The sequence below is a fragment of the Aminobacter niigataensis genome (assembly GCF_946995915.1).
Classification (GTDB): Bacteria; Pseudomonadota; Alphaproteobacteria; order Rhizobiales; family Rhizobiaceae; genus Aminobacter; species Aminobacter niigataensis.
On the sequence record NZ_OX341517.1, the window covers coordinates 3,834,372 to 3,850,612 of the forward strand.

The following is a 16,241-nucleotide window of genomic DNA, read 5'->3' on the forward strand; positions in this document are numbered from 1 at the left end:
GCCCTGATCGGCGCGGCTCAGACCGCGCCGGCAAGATGCAACGTAAACCAGATCCACAGCAGCCCAAGCACCAGCCAGCCCAGAATGAAGGCCAGGCTGCGAAACCTGACCCGGTTGGCGGTCAGGTGAACCCACGCGTGCGCATAACGTGTCGCCACGAACAGCCAGGCCAGCCCGACACTGACAAATGACGCGCCGTCGGTCACGTAGAGTGCCAGGCACGCTGCGTAGAACAGCACCGGCAGCTCGAACTGGTTGATGGTGTTGTTGGCGGCGGTGACGCTCAACTCCGGCTCGGCGGCGCGCGTCTTGAACTGGTTCACGCGCGCCTCGCCGGCACGCACCGCCTGCCTGCGCCGCATGCCCAGCACGACATAGACGATGTAAACCAAAAGAACCTGCGAGAGCATCGGCCAGAAAATAGCGGTCTGGTTCACAAGCATAACCTCAAGAAAAATGATCGACTAATCTGGTCATCAATTGCTGCACTCCATTTCTGCTTAATGGAGAATTTACGGATCATGATCGAAACTGTGCTGCAGCAGTTCAATGGTCGACCGAAACATGATGCTCCCTGCAACCGCCAATCGCTACCAACCTGCTCTAGCAGTCATCCAAGCCGGAACCTATGCCCGTGAACGCGCAATGCGCGAGGATGCGCAGGCTGTGGGGGGCATGAAGCCGCTCGGCGATATGGCGCAGACTGCACCGGCCCGCCCGAAAGACATGCAGGCCATCAACGAGTATTACTTCGGCATCAGCCTGACGCCGATGGAAGTGATGTTCTCCATGGTCGAGAGGGCCGTCGACTTTCTCAACGACAAGCTGGGCGTGGGCAGCGACGGCGACCCCAAAGCCGTCGAAGCCGGCAACAAATGGCGTGAAGAAGCGCTGATCAAGAATGTCGGTGTCGGTTCGGGGGACGACTTCCGGATCCCGAAACCAGGCGAGAACGGCGTTACCTTCCGGGCTGTGGCCAAACTCGTCCTGGAGAAATTCAAGACCGAATTTCTGGCAGCCGACGGCGATCTCAGAAAGGTGCTGGAGGATGCGGCGGGCTTCCGTCTGGACGGGATGAACGCAGTCGATCTGTTCAAGGCATTCGCAGATCCGGAAAGCGACGCCGCGCGGAAGGTGTATGACGCGGTGTCGGAAGGCCTTGCCGGCCAGGCCGGCAGTAAGGTTTCGCAGCGCTTGGAAGCGGCAACGTCCGGGGCCAAGTCGGTCGAAGAGACCCTCGCCGACCAAAAAGGGTCTTCAATCGACGTCGTCGACAAGGAAACGATTGCCGAGGACCTGAAGGCTGTCCGGACAGCCGAAGCGAAGGAAAAGCTCGACGAAGCAGCAGCCATTCCCGAGAAGATCAGAGACGCCCTCGAGGAAATTCAGGCCGGCAAGGACACGTCCGGCACGGACAGTTCGCAGGCGGCCTTGGCAATAGTCCAGGCCCTAAGCGGGATGAGCGAAACCGTGTCGTCCCCGGCAACTGGCCAGGATGCCCCCGAGATGGAACTGGACCTGTCCGGCATCGCCAGGGACGCTGCCAAGGAAGACCGCGACGAGGGCACCAAGGGGGAAGCCCTGCGTGGACTGCTTGCGCAATACCTCGAATTCATCGACGCATCGGACATCGACAAGAAACAGAAATTGTCCATTCGGCTATAGCCGATCAGCGTACCTTGCGGTCGCCGGTGGCTGGTGATCGCCTGACGCTTCGCAAGCCCGCAAGTACAAAGGTTGCGACGACCGCGACCGATACAGCCAGAAACGCAAACTTGGCGACGATCAGACCGGAGGCGAGCGCCATCGACCTGGCTCCCGCCGATGGCGGGTCGGCGAGGATCCGCGCCACGACGATGTTCTGGGCATAGTCGGCAATCGTATAGGGCAGCACCAACGCAAGTGCTGCGACCGAGCGCATCGTCTCCGAAAGGCCAGCGAAACGCGGCAGCCTGTCGCCGGCCTTCAGGATCAGGCTGACCAGCGTCGCCGAAAGCAGCGCTGGGAAGACCAGGTCGAAGGTCAGGTAGTGCCAGACGAGAATGATCTCGGCGCCCGGCCGGCCGAGAGCCGCAATCCAGGCAAAGCCTTCGCTCTCGGAGAACCCCCAGAAACGCAGATCGAGCGACGGCAGGCCGCCGCTCAAGCTGCGGAAATAGAAGAACTCCAGCAGCGTCATTGCGGCGAATACTGCCGCAGTGACGACGCTTAGCGCAGCCGCGTGACGCCGCAGCCGCACGATCATTGGGCTCACATGCCGCCGGGGTAGTTCGGGCTTTCGCGCGTGATGGTCACGTCGTGGGCGTGGCTCTCGCGCAGGCCGGCATTGGAGATGCGCACGAAAGTGGCGCGCTCGCGGAAGTCGGCAAGATTACGCCCGCCAACATAGCCCATCGCAGCCTTGAGGCCGCCGGCGAGCTGGTGCAGGACGCCGCCGACAGGGCCCTTGTAAGGCACCTGGCCCTCAATGCCTTCGGGAACCAGCTTGAGCGTGTCGCGAACCTCGGCCTGGAAGTAGCGGTCGGCCGAGCCGCGCGCCATGGCGCCCACCGAACCCATGCCGCGATATGCCTTGAACGAGCGGCCCTGATGCAGGTAGACCTCGCCCGGGCTCTCTTCGGTACCGGCGAGAAGCGAGCCGATCATGGCCGCACCGGCGCCAGCGGCCAGAGCCTTGGCGAGATCGCCCGAATACTTGATGCCGCCGTCAGCGATGACGGTCACGCCGGCCTTCTGTGCCACCTCGACAGCCGACATGATGGCCGACAACTGCGGCACGCCGACACCGGCGACGATACGCGTGGTGCAAATCGAGCCCGGCCCGATGCCGACCTTGACGGCGTCGGCGCCCGCGTCGATCAGCGCCTGGGCGCCGTCGGCGGTGGCGATGTTGCCCGCCATGATGCGGATGGAGTTGGAAATCTTCTTGGCCCGCGCCACCGCATCGAGGACGCGCTGGGAATGGCCATGGGCGGTGTCGATGACGAGCAGGTCGACGCCGGCATCGATCAGCCGCTCGGCCCGCTCGAAGCCGTCATCGCCGACGCTGGTGGCAGCCGCGGCGCGCAGACGTCCCTGCGCATCCTTGGACGCGTTCGGGTTGAGCTGCGACTTCTCCATGTCCTTGACGGTGATGAGGCCGACGCAATTGCCGTGCTTGTCGACGACGAGCAGCTTTTCGATGCGGTGCTGGTGCAGCAGCCGCTTGGCCTCGTCCTGCTCGACCGTCTCCTTGACGGTGATCAGGTTCTCGCGCGTCATCAGCTCATAGACCTTCTGCGCCGGGTCGGAAGCGAAACGCACGTCGCGGTTGGTCAGGATGCCGACCAGGCGGCCAGTCTTCTGGCCGCCGGCACCGCCATTTTCGACGACCGGGATGCCCGAAATGCCGTGCGTCCGCATCAAGGTCAGTGCGTCGGCCAGCGTGGCGTCCGGGCCGATGGTGACCGGATTGACCACCATGCCCGATTCGAACTTCTTGACCTGGCGGACCTGCTCGGCCTGTTCGGCCGGGGTGAAGTTGCGATGGATCACACCGATGCCGCCGGCCTGGGCCATGGCAATCGCCAGGCGGGCTTCCGTCACCGTGTCCATGGCCGCCGAAATGATCGGCACGTTGAGATCGATATCGCCGGCAATGCGGGTGCTGATGTCGGTTTCGCCGGGCATCACCTCGGAATGGCCGGGCTGCAACAGCACGTCGTCGAAGGTCAGCGCCAGAGCGCCGGTGGAGGATTCAATGATTTTTGCCATGGCCAACCTCGGAATACGTAAAAGGACGCTGGAACCAGTTGGTATGCAGCGCCGACTCGTCTTTTCCCTTTCAGGATTGGCGGTGGCTGGTACCACGTCTTCGAGCCGATGAAAAGCGCAGCTTGAGGCGCAATCGACACGGAGGCGACTTCATCGTGCCGACTGGACCGCACGGGCCGCATGTGTTGGCTGCGGACAGGCTGCCGCATCCATGTTAACGGTCGGATCGGACGGCGGCCTGGCTGCCGGCAGATGCAGACGCCACTGCGGAAAAGTCCGTGAACAGAACCACCCCGCTCATCCTTGCCGTCGCCCTGTTCATGGAGAACATGGACTCGACCGTCATCGCCACCTCGCTGCCGGCGATCGCGACCGACATCGGCACGAGCCCGATCGCGCTCAAGCTGGCGCTGACGGCCTATCTCGTTTCGCTCGCCATATTCATCCCGATCAGCGCCTGGATGGCCGACCGTTTCGGCGCCAAGCTGGTCTTCCGCGTCGCCATCGGCGTTTTCATGCTGGGTTCGGTCGCCTGCGCCATCTCGGGGTCGCTCGGCGAATTCGTGCTCGCGCGCTTCCTGCAAGGCATGGGCGGTTCGATGATGACGCCGGTAGCGCGGCTGGTTCTGGTCCGCACCACCGAAAAGAGCGGCCTGGTGGCGGCAATGGCAACGCTAACCATCCCAGCACTCGTCGGTCCGCTCATCGGCCCGCCGGTCGGCGGCTTCATCACCACCTTCTTCGCCTGGCACTGGATTTTCCTGATCAACATTCCTATCGGCGCGCTGGGCATCTGGCTGTCGGGGCGCTTCCTGCCCGAGATTGCGCCGGAGGCAACGCGACCGATCGACGTGCCCGGCTTCTTCCTGTCGGCCATCGCCGCCTCAGGCGTGGTCTTCGGCCTGTCGGTGGTCAGCTTGCCGGCGCTGCCGCCTGTCGTCGGCGTCGTCACCATTGCCGTTGGCCTTACCGCAGCGCTGCTCTACATCCGCCACGCACGCCGGACGCCCTACCCGCTGCTTGAACTCAAGCTCTTCGCCAATCCGGTCTTCCGCACGGCGATTGTCGGCGGCTCGCTGTTCCGCGTCGGTGTCGGCGCGGCGCCGTTCCTCTTGCCGCTGCTGTTCCAGCTCGGCTTCGGGCTGTCGCCATTCCAGTCGGGCATGATCACCTTCGCCACCGCAGCGGGAGCGCTGTCGATGAAGTTCGTCGCGCCGAAGATCCTGAAGAGCATGGGGTTCCGCACGGTGCTTACGGTCGCTTCGGTGGTTTCAGCCGGCCTGATGGCGGCCAATGCGCTGTTCACATCCCAGACGCCCTATCTCGTGATCCTTCTGGTGCTGTTCCTGTCAGGTTTCCTGCGGTCCTTGTTCTTCACCTCGTCGAACGCGCTGGTCTTTGCCGACATCGAGACCGCCCAGAGCGGCCAGGCAACCGCCATCTCGGCCGTTGCCCAGCAGACCTCGGTGGCGCTCGGCGTGGCAGTCGGCGGCGGCGCGCTCGAAATATGGTCGCTGGCCACCGGCCAGGCGATCGGCGGGGCCGGCTTCACCTTCGCGTTCCTGACGGTCGCACTGATTTCGGGACTGCCGGCTTTCATGTACGCACGCATGGCGGCCGATGCCGGCGGCTCGGTTTCCGGCCACCGCCTGCGTCAGCGCGAGGCCGACGAGCCGCAGCAGCTATGAGGCGTCAGGCTCGGACCTGCCCTTGAAATCCTTGGCAAGCAAATACAGCTCGGCCGATTCATCGCGCGAGGCCGGTGGCTTGACGTGATGGACGGTGCGGAAATTCTGCTTGAGCAGGGTCAGCAGCTCTGCCTCGGTGCCACCCTGGAAGGTCTTGGCCAGGAAATGGCCACCGGGCTTCAGTACCGAAATGGCGAAATCGGCAGCAACCTCGCACAGATGCATGGTGCGGATGTGATCGGTGCGCCGGTGCCCCGTCGTCGGCGCCGCCATGTCGGACAGCACCAGGTCAGGCGCGCCGCCGAGCGCCTCGGACAGGCGTGCCGGGGCGGCATCGTCGAGGAAATCCATCAGCAGCACGGGCGCTCCAGGCACCGCATCCATTTCGAGATAGTCGATGCCGACGACATGCGGCTTTTCCGCCGTCGAGTTGGTGCGGGCGGCCGCCACCTGGCACCAGCCACCGGGTGCGGCACCGAGGTCGATGACCTTCATGCCCGTCTTCAACAGATGATGCTTGTCGTCGATCTCGATCAGCTTATAGGCGGCGCGCGAGCGGTAGCCGTCGGCCTTCGAGCGCTGGACGTAGGGGTCGTTCATATGGCGCTCGAGCCAGCGGCGCGACGATTCCTTGAGGCCGTGCTTCTTCTTGATCTTGGTGCGCAGCACGCGCGTCGCGCCCGCTCCTACCGCTGGTTTTGGTTTCTTGGTCATGTACGCTGTCCGTTCCGCCAGTTGCGGCGCCACACGCCGTCGTCGGCCATCAATTCGCTCAAAATGCCCTCGCGCAAGCCACGATCGGCGACGCGCAGCCGTTCCGACGGCCAGACCGCCCGAATAGCTTCCAGGATGGCGCAGCCCGCCAGGACCAGGTCGGCGCGGTCGGCGCCGATGCAGGGATTGGCCACGCGCTGCTGGAAATCCCAGCCGAGCACTTTTTCGACCATGCGGTCGACGCTGGTTCCGTCCATCCACAGTCCGTCGACGCGACGGCGGTCGTAGCGGTCGAGTTCGAGATGCACGCCGGCGAGCGTGGTGACCGTGCCCGAGGTGCCCAGCAGGTGGAATTTCGGGCTCGACACGACATGGGCCAGGCGGTCGCGCCCGTCGAACGAACGCAGGCGGGTGGCAACATCCTCGACCATCGCAGCAAAGATCTCGCGCGTCACCGTGCGGCCGCCGAAGCGCTCGGCGAGCGAAACCACCCCGACCGGCAGCGACGTCCACGAGACGATGTGATTCGCCAGCCGCGGCGAGCGATGGCGCGAAACGTCGATCAGGGCGATCTCGGAGGAGCCACCGCCAATGTCGAACAGCACGACCCCGTCGGTGTCGCGTTCGACCAGCGAGCCGCATCCCGAAACAGCCAGCCGCGCTTCCGTCTGGCGGTCGATGATCTCGAGCTTGAGGCCTGCCTCACGCTCAACGCGATCGATGAACTCCGCACCATTCGCGGCCGAACGGCAGGCCTCGGTGGCGATCAGGCGCGCTTTCTTGATCTTGCGGTTGCGCAGCTTGTCGCTGCAGACCTTGAGCGCCTCGACCGCCCTGTCCATGGCCGCCTGGCCGAGCCGACCGGACGCCGAGAGGCCCTCGCCCAGCCGCACGATGCGCGAGAAGGCGTCGATGACGCGAAACTGGCCCGGCCTTCCCGGCACAGCCACCAGCAGCCGGCAATTGTTGGTGCCAAGGTCAAGCGCCGCAAAGACCGGCAGGTCCGACACGGGCATGCGGCGCGGCTGTTCGGCCACGTCCGGCCTTGCGACCGGGTTGCTTGGCTTCAGAGAAACGGCTGGCCCGGCCACGGGTACTGCGGCCTCCGCCGGCTTGCCGCCGGCCGCAAGCTGAACGCCGTCGCGCGCAAAAACCTTGCGGCCGCGGCGGCGCTTACGCCTTTTCCTGGTCTTGCCTTTTGGTTGCGCGGCGTCCCCATTGCCGTGACCGTTGACCGGTCGCACGGCGGCCTGACGGCCCGGTCGGGGAGCTTCCCCGCCATGACGCGACGGACCATCCCCGGAGACACCCGCATCCGACGCGCTGACGTCGGCTTCGCGGTCCTTCACCCTGCAATTTCCTTCTGGCGCCGCGCGAACCCTTCGGACGCTGCACGCGCATATCATCTTGTGTTGGCGCCAGACTATCAGTGCGGGACCCGATCACCAAGGCCCGCCGGCGCTGAAATTTGGCCGGCGCGTCCCGGCCTCGCCGCGTGCCCGGCTGCATCGCTATCGAAAATCACGGGTCGGGTTGAATAGCCGGCTTCGATGAGGCAAAGCTGAAGGACGAGCCGGTCATGCGAGCGGACGCATTGCCACAACGAGGAACTGAAACGCCAGACCGAAAGGAACGGGCAAGCGCTCCTGCATGAGAATCAAAGACTTCATCTGGCCCGTCATCGGGCTCGGCGCCGTCGCCGTTTCTGCCTGGCTGCTCTATCACGAATGGCGCGAAATCTCCCTCGACGATGTGTGGAGCGGCCTGACCGCCATCCCCTTCCACGGCTGGATACTCGCCGCGATCAGCTCCATCGTCGCCTATGGCGCGCTGGCCGGCTATGACCACATAGCGCTGCTGCATATCGGCAAGCGCGTGTCGTGGTTCTTCGTCACCGTCTGCTCCTTCACCACCTATGCCCTTTCGCACAATATCGGCGGCTCGGTATTCTCGGGCGCGGTGATCCGCTATCGCGCCTATGCCACCAAGGGGTTGACCGGCCAGGAGGTCGGCGTGCTCGTCGGCATCTGCTGGTTCACCTTCGTGCTTTCGAGCGTGTTCGTCGGCGGCGTGGTGATTCTGCTCGAGCCGAGCCTGCTCGACCGCTACACCGAGGGCAGCCACGAAGCATGGTGGATCGCGCTGGGCGTTGCCATGCTGCTTTCGGTCGGCGCCTATGTCTTCGGCAGCTGGCTGCATCTCAAGCCGCTCGCCATCCGCAGCTTCCGCCTGCACTATCCGGCACTGCCGATCGTGGCACGCCAGCTGATCATCGGCCCGCTGGAAATACTGGCGGCTGCGGCGATCATCTATTTCGTCCTGCCCGCCGAGCACAATCCGGGCTACCTGATCGTGCTGGGCATCTTCCTGTTCTCCTTCGCGGTGGCGCAGGCGTCGCACGCGCCGGGCGGACTGGGCGTGCTCGAAGTGGTGTTTCTCACCGGCCTGTCGGAAATGGACCCGGCGGCGGTGCTGGCAGCACTTCTGGTCTTCAGGCTGTTCTACCTCATCATCCCGCTCATTCTGGGGGTCATGGCGGTGCTTGCTTTCGAGCACTCGCAGTTCGGCCGGAGCGCCAACAAGGACGAGGCCTGAAAACCGAAATTGCCGCAACTGATGGGGTTGACTATTTTCCGCCGGCGGCTACAAGGCGCGCACAGGTGGCCGCGTCAAACGCGACCCGCCAGCGCCGGACAAGTTTCGGCCATGCTGGGGAATAGGTTAACGGTAGACCCACGGACTCTGACTCCGTTAGTCCTGGTTCGAATCCAGGTTCCCCAGCCAACTCGCCTCCCAGAAGCTTTGAAATCCGCGGGATCCATGGCCGTTCGCAAGGTCATCGTTTCACGTCGAATCGGCCTTCCACAAGTGGTGCCCACAACTGATGTCCAGAGCTGGTGTCCATCCGGCCTGGATTAGCGGAGCACGGGCGGATGGGACTGCGCAGACATCAGATCGAAAACCTCATTCTCAGGGGTCCCGTCTTCTATTGGCGGGCCCGTATTCCCGTCAGATTCGCGTCGGCGGCAGGTGACGGGAGGCTTTCACTGAGCCTTAGGCTCTCGGACCGTAAGAAGGCATCCGTGGTGGCGCGGCGGCTCAATGCCCTGCTGTTGCAGCTCGAACTGATGCCGATGGCGAGAATGGCGACGAAAGAACAGCTGACCAAGATCTTTGCGCTCGAGATCGATGCGGTGCGTGACGAGATCGAGACACTCGACCGCTTTGCCAAACGCAGGGGCACTCTCCGCGATCCAGTGCATCGGGAAGCCGACCGGGGGAATAAGCGTCGAGCAAGTGCTGCTGCTACGCGCTGGCGCAGAGATTGGCGGCTTGCTTGTCCAGCGCGTCGATGCCGCGCTTTGGTAACACGTCAGGCGTCAGCTAACGCCTGCGCGAGGTCGGCGACAAGGTCGTCGGGATGCTCGACGCCGATCGACAGCCTTATTGTCGAGTCAAGAACGCCTATCCGTTCCCGGACGTCTCTGGGCACACCGGAATGGGTCATAGCGGCTGGGTGGCTCGCCAGCGATTCTGTGCCGCCGAGGCTCACCGCAAGCTTGAAAATCTGCAAGGCGTTGAGAAAGGCGAATGCTGCGGCCTGACCACCGACAATGTCGAACGAGAACGTCGACCCGGCGCCTGTGCATTGCGTTCTGAAGGCATGTGCAGCCGGGGTGTCTTCGCCGAGGAACGGCAGATAGGCCACCCTTGCGACCTTAGGATGCTCGGCCAGGAATTCGGCGGCGATGCGGGCGTTGGCGTTGGCCTTCTCCATGCGAATGCTCAGAGTTTCCAGCGAGCGGCCGAGCATCCAGCAAGAATGGGGATCAAGTTGTGTACCAATCGCTCCTCTGAGTGCCTTGATCGGTTTGGTGATGGCCTTGCTGCCGAGGGCCGCGCCGGCGATCAGATCGGAATGGCCGCCGACATATTTGGTCAGGGAATAGACCGAAATGTCGACACCGTGGTCGAGTGGACGCTGGAACACCGGTCCGAGCAACGTGTTGTCGCACACGATGACCGGGCGATGGCCCTGTTTGGCGGCGATCTCATCGGCGATGCGGCCGACAGCCAGGAAATCGACCAACGTGTTGGTCGGATTCGAGGGCGTTTCGATAAAGATCACTGAGACGCGGCCTCGCTCGCAGCCTTCATCGGCAGCAGCGCGAATGGCGGTTTCATCAACACCGTCGGAAAAACCCACAGAGCCAATGCCGAAATTGGCCAGCGTCTTGGCAAACAACGTTTCGGTGCCGCCATAAAGCGGCTGTGAATGCACGATGGCATCACCCGGGCGCGCGAAGGCCAGCAAGGTGGTTGCGATAGCCGACATGCCGGACGAGAACAGGATACAGGCCTCCGCACCTTCATAGATTGCCAGGCGATCCTCGACGATTTCGCTGTTGGGATGATTGAAGCGCGAGTAGACGAGTCCGGCTCCGATTCCGCTTGGCGGCTCCTTGCGGCCGGAGACGAAATCGAAGAAATCGCGCCCCTCTTCGGCTGATTTGAACACGAAGGTCGAGGTGAGAAACACCGGCGGCTTCACCGCTCCTTCCGACAGTTGCGGATCAAAGCCGTAGCTCAGCATTAACGTTTCCGGATGCAGCCGATGGTTTCCGATGTGTGTCTTGGACGGTCTGGGCGCAGTCATGATGATCCCCCGGTTTGAGAGGCAATGTGGGTTTGCCGTATCCTTCGCGTCGATTCTCTTCCGCAGTTGCGTCTAGCGCTGAACTAGCTTTGACTTGTATTCGCTGCGCTGGAGCGTGCCCCACGGCACCAGATCGACCTGCGCGGTGAAGACGAGCATATCGCGGAACCGCTTCTGAATTCTCGCTGCAAGTTCCGGATCGGCAGCGGAATCCTTCGCCAGTTCGACCACCACCGGCACAGGTGGTTCTTGCCGTACGCCCGGGTCCTGCGGCTTGACCAGGATCATGCCACTCACCTCCGGCATGAACTGATTGACCACCTCGCGAATGGCCGATGGGAAAACATTGACGCCGCGCACGAGAAGCATGTCGTCAGTGCGGCCGATGCAGCGGACCCGAGGCGCGGTGCGGCCGCACCGGCAGGGCGAACTCCAGACCTGGACATGATCGCGCGTCCGGAACCGCAGCAGCGGCGCAGCCTGATGGCGCAGATGGGTCAATACAAGTTCGCCGCGCGCACCGTCCTCCATTGCAATCGGTGCGCCGCTTTCCGGATCGACCAGCTCGGGATGGACGAAGCCGCGGCCGCCGAGATGCATGCCGCATTGCTCTTCGCATTCGCCCCACAGCGAAACCCCGATGTCGCCGATCCCCATGGCCTCCGTCACCTTGGCGCGCCATGCCTCTTCGAGGCGCGCGCGCAGGGCCGGTTCGCCGCCGCCGGGCTCGCCAGCGACCAGAACGCGCTTCACGCTGGAGCCCTTGAGGTCGAAGCGCCGCTCTTCCGCCCATTCTGCGAGGTAGGCCGCGTAGGAGGGCGTCATCACCACCGCCGCCGGCTTCAGGAGGCGGATGGCGGTTATCAGGCGCTCGGTATTGCCCGTACCGACGGGAATGTGGGTCATGCCGAGCCGGTCGAAGGCGCCGAGCGCCGCGCCCGCCACGAAAGGTCCGGCATTGTAGGTCGAGACGATCGCTTCGCCCGGGCTGATGCCCGAAGCCGAATAGCTCCGGGCTGAGGTCACGACCCAGTTTTCGAGATCCTGCGCCGTGAGAGGAATGTAACTGGGAGTACCGGTTGTGCCGCTTGTAGAGAAGATGCGCACGATCTCTTCCCTGCGGACCGCCAGATGCGTGCCGATCGGATGATTCTCGCTGCATGACGCCCTGATCTCGTCCTTCTCGGTGAACGGCAGCTTCTCGATCGAATCCAGACCGCCGATCTCTTCCGCGGTGGCAAAGCCGGCCTGCTTCAGCTTGCTGTGGTAGAAGGCCGAGTGGGCGAGGAGATATCCGACCTGCCGGCGGTACTGAGCGTCGTCCTGCCTGACCTGATCGCGCCAGGGGTTGGTTTCCACCTCCGGGTCGAACATGGCTCAGGTCCTGTTATTGGCACCGTAGGAAACGGCCGCTTCCGCATGGCCGGCGAGGACAAAGCCGATGGGGTTTTGCTGTTCTTCCGCAAGATGAGCAAGGAGGCCGCCGGTGCGGGCAAGCAGCGGGATCGCCTTGAGAAATGCGGGAGGGAAGTCGAGATCGAGCAGGACTGCGGCAATCGGCATCGAGACGTTCAAGACGAGCTGCTTCCCCCATACCTGCGCCACCGCTTCGCGCATGCGCCGCGCCAGATCGACATGCGGGCCGCTGACGCCGCGCTGGTCGGCAAGTTCCAGGATGCGCTCGGCGCGCGGGTCGAGCGGCCGATGCACGGGATGCCCGAAGCCCGGCGCCTTTCCGCCCGCTTCACGGATTTCACGAGCCAACTCCAGGACGATCTCGTCGGCATCCCCGCCCTCGGTCACCCGGGCACGCGCCTTTAGGAGAAGCGCGCCGCAGAGTTCGGAGGTACCAAGGATTACGGGGCCGCAGCCGAGAACACCCGCGGCCAACGCGCCCTGTAGTGCATTGGGATCGGAGGCGAGAGTCATCCGCGCCGCCTGGACAGTGGGCATCATCCCGTGTTCGGCGATCGCAACGAGCAAGAGGTCCAGGAAGTAGCGCTGATCTTCAGTCGGCTCGCGCCCGGTCAAGAGCAGATAGAAATACGCAGTGAAGCTCAGCCGACCCATAAGATCGCCGCAGAGATCCCTGCCTCGCACTTCGACTGCGTCTGCTGCCGCAATACAGATTTCAGTGGTGGCTGTGCGCGCTTTACCGATCTGCATGGGCTGCGTTTCCGTCGGAACGGTTCAGTATCTGTGGCACTCGGATGCTAGACTGACGATGGAGATCACACAACAGCGGACGGCGCACAGGCGGTGACGGCGGCGATCTTCGGAAAAGCAAAGCCTTCCGAGCATGAGGCGAATGGACGCCAGTTGAGGAAGGCGAGCGCGTTATGTGAGAGGTTCTCGAAGTCCTTGGTCAGCCTGCGGCATCGAGAGGACTACTGAGCGCGCCGCTGGCATCATCCACCGGCCCCGGCGTGGTTGGTGGCGTGCTGGGTGCCGCATTGTTTTGCGATGGTGAAGCGTTTTGAATGCGGTCGGCATGGGCGATAGTGGCAAGCCGGTGGGCGATGACAAGCGTGCTCAGGCGTCTTCACCGGCACGAAGCGCATGGTCGGCCGGGTCACCGCCTCGCAGATGGCACATAGGCTGCCCCCGGATGGCCTCAAGGTGTACATGTTCGCGCGGCTCATGATATCGGCATGTTGATTGATCCTGGATTCTGACAGAATGGTGGCGCCCAAGCGCATCTCTGAAGGTGAGGCCGATGCGCGCATGGCGCAGGTCAGGCGCGTCCGGACGCTGAGGCTGCTCGACGATGCCGGCGACCGGCGCCTGACGTTGGTCATAGCACCTGCCGGCTTCGGCAAGTCCTCGTTGATGAACCAGCGTTACGAGGATCTGCGCAAGCAAGGCCACCAGGCAGCCTGGGCCGCGCTGGATGGCGACGATCGCGACGGCACCCACTTCCTCCTCGGACTGCTCGGAGTTCTCACCGCAGCACACGTCTTTCCCGCTGCGGCGCAGGATTATTCCAGTCTGTCGCAGCAGCATGTTCTGGGCGTCATCCTGACCCAGTTGCAACGGCTGCGCCGCCCCCTGTACCTGTTCCTCGACGACTATCATTTCGCCCAGAGCGATGAAAACGACGCGACGCTGGCGCGGCTCCTGTTTTCGCCGCAGGCACGAAACCTCAGGCTGCTGATCATCTCCAGGTCGGAGCCGAGGTTGGCAATCTCGGCGATGCAGCTGAATGGCCAACTCACCTATCTGAAGGCCAGCGATCTGCGTTTCTCGCCCGGAGAGGCTCAGAACCTGCTCGCCATGGCCGGGGTAAAGCTCGATAAATCGCAGATCGAAGCCCTGGTCCAGAAGACCCAGGGCTGGGCCGTGGCGCTGCAGCTTGCTCGGGTGCTGTTGCGTGACGGGGCCGTGACCGACAGGGACCTGCTTGAATTCAGCGGCACCCAGTTGGATATGGCACGCTACCTGTCCGAACAGGTCTTTTCGTCGCTCTCGGTCCATATGCAGTCGGCGCTGGTCGGCGTTGCGGCCCTGCCCTATTTCAGCGCCGAGCTGGCGAGCGCGGTCGTCAGCCCTGCCGCCGCCGCCGAACTGACCTCCGACATCGCAATCGGAGGCTTGCCGATCGAGGCGTTCGATGATGGGCACAAGCAGTTCAAACTGCATGCGGTGTTCCAGGAATACCTGATGCAGGAAGCCCTCGCGCGCGGGCTGGACATCAACCAGATCAGGCGCAGTGCCGCGCACTGGTATGCAGCCCGGCGCGACTGGGCGAGTGCCATCCGCCACGCCTTGCATGCGGAAGACTTCCGCCTTGCCGGGGAATTCTCCGAAAACGCGGGGGGATGGCGACAGGTCTATGCCGGCGCCCGCGGGCTGCTGCAGCAGTTTCATGCGCTGGCGGCGGTGCTGCCCGAACCGGAAGCCGCAAAGTTTCCACGCAGCTTTCTCGGACTGGCCGTCGCCGCGGCCAAGGGCGGGAACCTGGCACTGGCGACTCATTATTTCGAGTTGGTCGATCGGACCATCGACCGTTCCGACAATATCCTGGTCAACGAGGTCCGCCTGATCGGCGCGCTCATGGCGCTGTACCGGGACGATCGCATCGAAGCCCTCGACCTGTCGCTTCTCGAGCGCGATCTGACGCTGCTTGAGCTGGTGGAACCCGTGCAGCGCGCACTGACCTACAATCTGCTGTGCTTCCAGTATCTGGAGCGCAGCGAGTTCGAGCGCGCCGAGCGCCACGGCAACCTGGCGATCCAGTCCTTTACCCAGGCAGGAGCGCTTTTCGGGGCGATGCATCTCTATGTCCATGTCGGGCAGGCACAGTTCTTTCGCGGCGACATGGAAGGCGCGAGTGCGGCCTACGAGCGCCTGGCCAGCGACGCGCAGAACGCCATTGGCAAGGGTTGCGACCTCGACGCGATCGCCCAGGTCCTGCTGGCCGAGACGCTGTCGGAGCGTGGTCTTCATGATGGTGCCGAGCGCATCCTTGAATGGTCGCTGCCGCATCTGGAGAAGAACGACTGTTGGTTCGACCTGTTGGCCGCAGCCTATCTGTCCCGCATTCGCGCAAGAATGGTCAGGAACGATTTTGACGGCGTGGACGCCGTGCTCGAACAGGCAAGGCGCACCGCACAGCGCCGTGGCTTTCCCCGCCTGCAAAGACTGGTGGCACGCGAGCAGATGCGCTCGATCATCCACTTCGGCGACATACAGGGCGCCAAGCGTTTCGCCGACCGTTTCGATCTCGGCCCGGAAACCGCGTTCGACGTCGAACGCAACCGGCTTTCTTTCCGGCTGCGCGGCGAGGTACCCGCAACGCTGTGGGTACGGATCTGGATACAGGAAGGCCAGACGGAGCGCGCACTCGACATGCTGCAGCGCCTGGAGGTGGCGCAGGAGCGTCCCTTCAGTGTGCCGCGAATGCTCCGGATGCGCCTGCTGGCGGTGCTGGCCGGCATGAAGACTGGCAAGGCCGAACGCACCGCTTCGGTGCTCGATGAAATCCTGCTGACCCTGCCCAGCGCAACCTATCGCGCCGCCTTTTTTGAGGAAGGACCCGAAATGCTCGCCTTGCTGCGCCGGCGCGCGCAGGAGGCCGGCCCCGACAGCCTGATCGCCCGGCGCGTCGGCCAGATCTTTGCGCCGGCAGATGCGTCCGCTCCAGGACAAGGTTCGGCCGAAACGGCGGCGGATTCCTCGAGCGCACCGCATACGCTGACCCAGCAGGAACTGAAGGTCATTTCATTGATCTGCGGCGGCTTCTCCAACAAGGAGATAGCGAGGCACATGGACGTCAGCGAAAACACCGTGAAGTTTCACGTCCGAAACGTCTTCTCAAAGCTCAATGTCCACTCGCGCACCTCGGCCATCTCGGTCGCGCGAGAGCTAGGACTATTAGCCTAACCGTCATTTTGGGTAGGTACCCAATCAGCCTGCCCACCCGATCGGTC

Annotated in this window: 12 protein-coding genes, 1 tRNA gene and 2 pseudogenes; 6 read left to right on the forward strand and 9 right to left on the reverse strand. The window is 63.6% G+C overall.

Features of this window, described 5'->3' with window-relative positions:
- Nucleotides 1-17 precede the first annotated feature (17 nt).
- A complete protein-coding gene (locus O1Y97_RS18800) occupies nt 18-437 on the reverse strand; it encodes an MAPEG family protein (protein WP_318761981.1) in 420 nt (139 codons plus the stop codon).
- 112 nt (nt 438-549) lie between these two features.
- On the opposite strand from O1Y97_RS18800, the gene O1Y97_RS18805 reads away from it, so the two are divergent.
- Complete coding sequence (locus tag O1Y97_RS18805; protein WP_318761982.1) at nt 550-1,665, forward strand: hypothetical protein; 1,116 nt, start codon at nt 550-552, stop codon at nt 1,663-1,665.
- A gap of 4 nt (nt 1,666-1,669) precedes the next feature.
- On the opposite strand, the gene O1Y97_RS18810 is transcribed toward O1Y97_RS18805, so the two are convergent.
- Complete coding sequence (locus tag O1Y97_RS18810; protein ID WP_318761983.1) at nt 1,670-2,245, reverse strand: hypothetical protein; 576 nt, start codon at nt 2,243-2,245, stop codon at nt 1,670-1,672.
- A gap of 5 nt (nt 2,246-2,250) precedes the next feature.
- Nucleotides 2,251-3,753 (reverse strand): IMP dehydrogenase, encoded by a 1,503-nt coding sequence (guaB, locus tag O1Y97_RS18815; RefSeq protein WP_183261889.1) that lies wholly within the window; start codon nt 3,751-3,753, stop codon nt 2,251-2,253.
- A gap of 278 nt (nt 3,754-4,031) precedes the next feature.
- Between guaB and O1Y97_RS18820 the strand changes: the two genes are divergently transcribed.
- Nucleotides 4,032-5,441 (forward strand): MFS transporter, encoded by a 1,410-nt coding sequence (locus tag O1Y97_RS18820; protein ID WP_318761984.1) that lies wholly within the window; start codon nt 4,032-4,034, stop codon nt 5,439-5,441.
- Here O1Y97_RS18820 and O1Y97_RS18825 read toward each other — a convergent pair.
- Together O1Y97_RS18825 and O1Y97_RS18830 are read right to left on the reverse strand one after the other, a co-directional pair.
- Nucleotides 5,436-6,155, reverse strand: a complete 720-nt coding sequence (locus O1Y97_RS18825) for an RlmE family RNA methyltransferase (RefSeq protein ID WP_108608513.1) — start codon at nt 6,153-6,155, stop codon at nt 5,436-5,438. The two genes, O1Y97_RS18820 and O1Y97_RS18825, sit on opposite strands and share 6 nt — an antisense overlap.
- Entirely contained in the window at nt 6,152-7,561 is a 1,410-nt protein-coding gene (locus O1Y97_RS18830; RefSeq protein WP_404801201.1) for a Ppx/GppA phosphatase family protein, read from the reverse strand. Before O1Y97_RS18830 ends, O1Y97_RS18825 begins: the two co-directional genes overlap by 4 nt.
- 244 nt (nt 7,562-7,805) lie before the next feature.
- On the opposite strand from O1Y97_RS18830, the gene O1Y97_RS18835 reads away from it, so the two are divergent.
- The 3 genes and pseudogenes from O1Y97_RS18835 to O1Y97_RS18845 form a co-directional block, all read left to right on the forward strand.
- The gene (locus tag O1Y97_RS18835; protein WP_183261894.1) at nt 7,806-8,750 is read left to right on the forward strand and encodes a lysylphosphatidylglycerol synthase transmembrane domain-containing protein; all 945 of its coding nucleotides are present in this window, start codon (nt 7,806-7,808) and stop codon (nt 8,748-8,750) included.
- A 115-nt stretch (nt 8,751-8,865) separates the two neighbouring features.
- Nucleotides 8,866-8,939, forward strand: a tRNA-Gln gene (locus tag O1Y97_RS18840).
- A gap of 149 nt (nt 8,940-9,088) precedes the next feature.
- Nucleotides 9,089-9,250, forward strand: a pseudogene (locus O1Y97_RS18845) (DUF6538 domain-containing protein); the annotation flags it as partial.
- 278 nt (nt 9,251-9,528) lie between these two features.
- Here O1Y97_RS18845 and O1Y97_RS18850 read toward each other — a convergent pair.
- The 4 genes and pseudogenes from O1Y97_RS18850 to O1Y97_RS18865 form a co-directional block, all read right to left on the reverse strand.
- Nucleotides 9,529-10,812: a cystathionine gamma-synthase family protein gene (locus O1Y97_RS18850; protein WP_318761985.1), complete on the reverse strand. Its 1,284-nt coding sequence runs from the start codon at nt 10,810-10,812 to the stop codon at nt 9,529-9,531.
- A gap of 72 nt (nt 10,813-10,884) precedes the next feature.
- Nucleotides 10,885-12,186, reverse strand: a complete 1,302-nt coding sequence (locus O1Y97_RS18855; RefSeq protein ID WP_318761986.1) for a phenylacetate--CoA ligase family protein — start codon at nt 12,184-12,186, stop codon at nt 10,885-10,887.
- A 3-nt stretch (nt 12,187-12,189) separates the two neighbouring features.
- On the reverse strand, nt 12,190-12,978 hold the full coding sequence (locus tag O1Y97_RS18860; protein ID WP_318761987.1) for a citryl-CoA lyase: 789 nt from the start codon (nt 12,976-12,978) through the stop codon (nt 12,190-12,192).
- A 120-nt stretch (nt 12,979-13,098) separates the two neighbouring features.
- A pseudogene (locus O1Y97_RS18865) lies at nt 13,099-13,193 on the reverse strand (IS5/IS1182 family transposase); the annotation flags it as partial.
- 298 nt (nt 13,194-13,491) lie between these two features.
- Here O1Y97_RS18865 and O1Y97_RS18870 point away from each other — a divergent pair.
- The gene (locus O1Y97_RS18870; RefSeq protein WP_318761988.1) at nt 13,492-16,194 is read left to right on the forward strand and encodes a LuxR C-terminal-related transcriptional regulator; all 2,703 of its coding nucleotides are present in this window, start codon (nt 13,492-13,494) and stop codon (nt 16,192-16,194) included.
- Nucleotides 16,195-16,241: the final 47 nt, after the last annotated feature.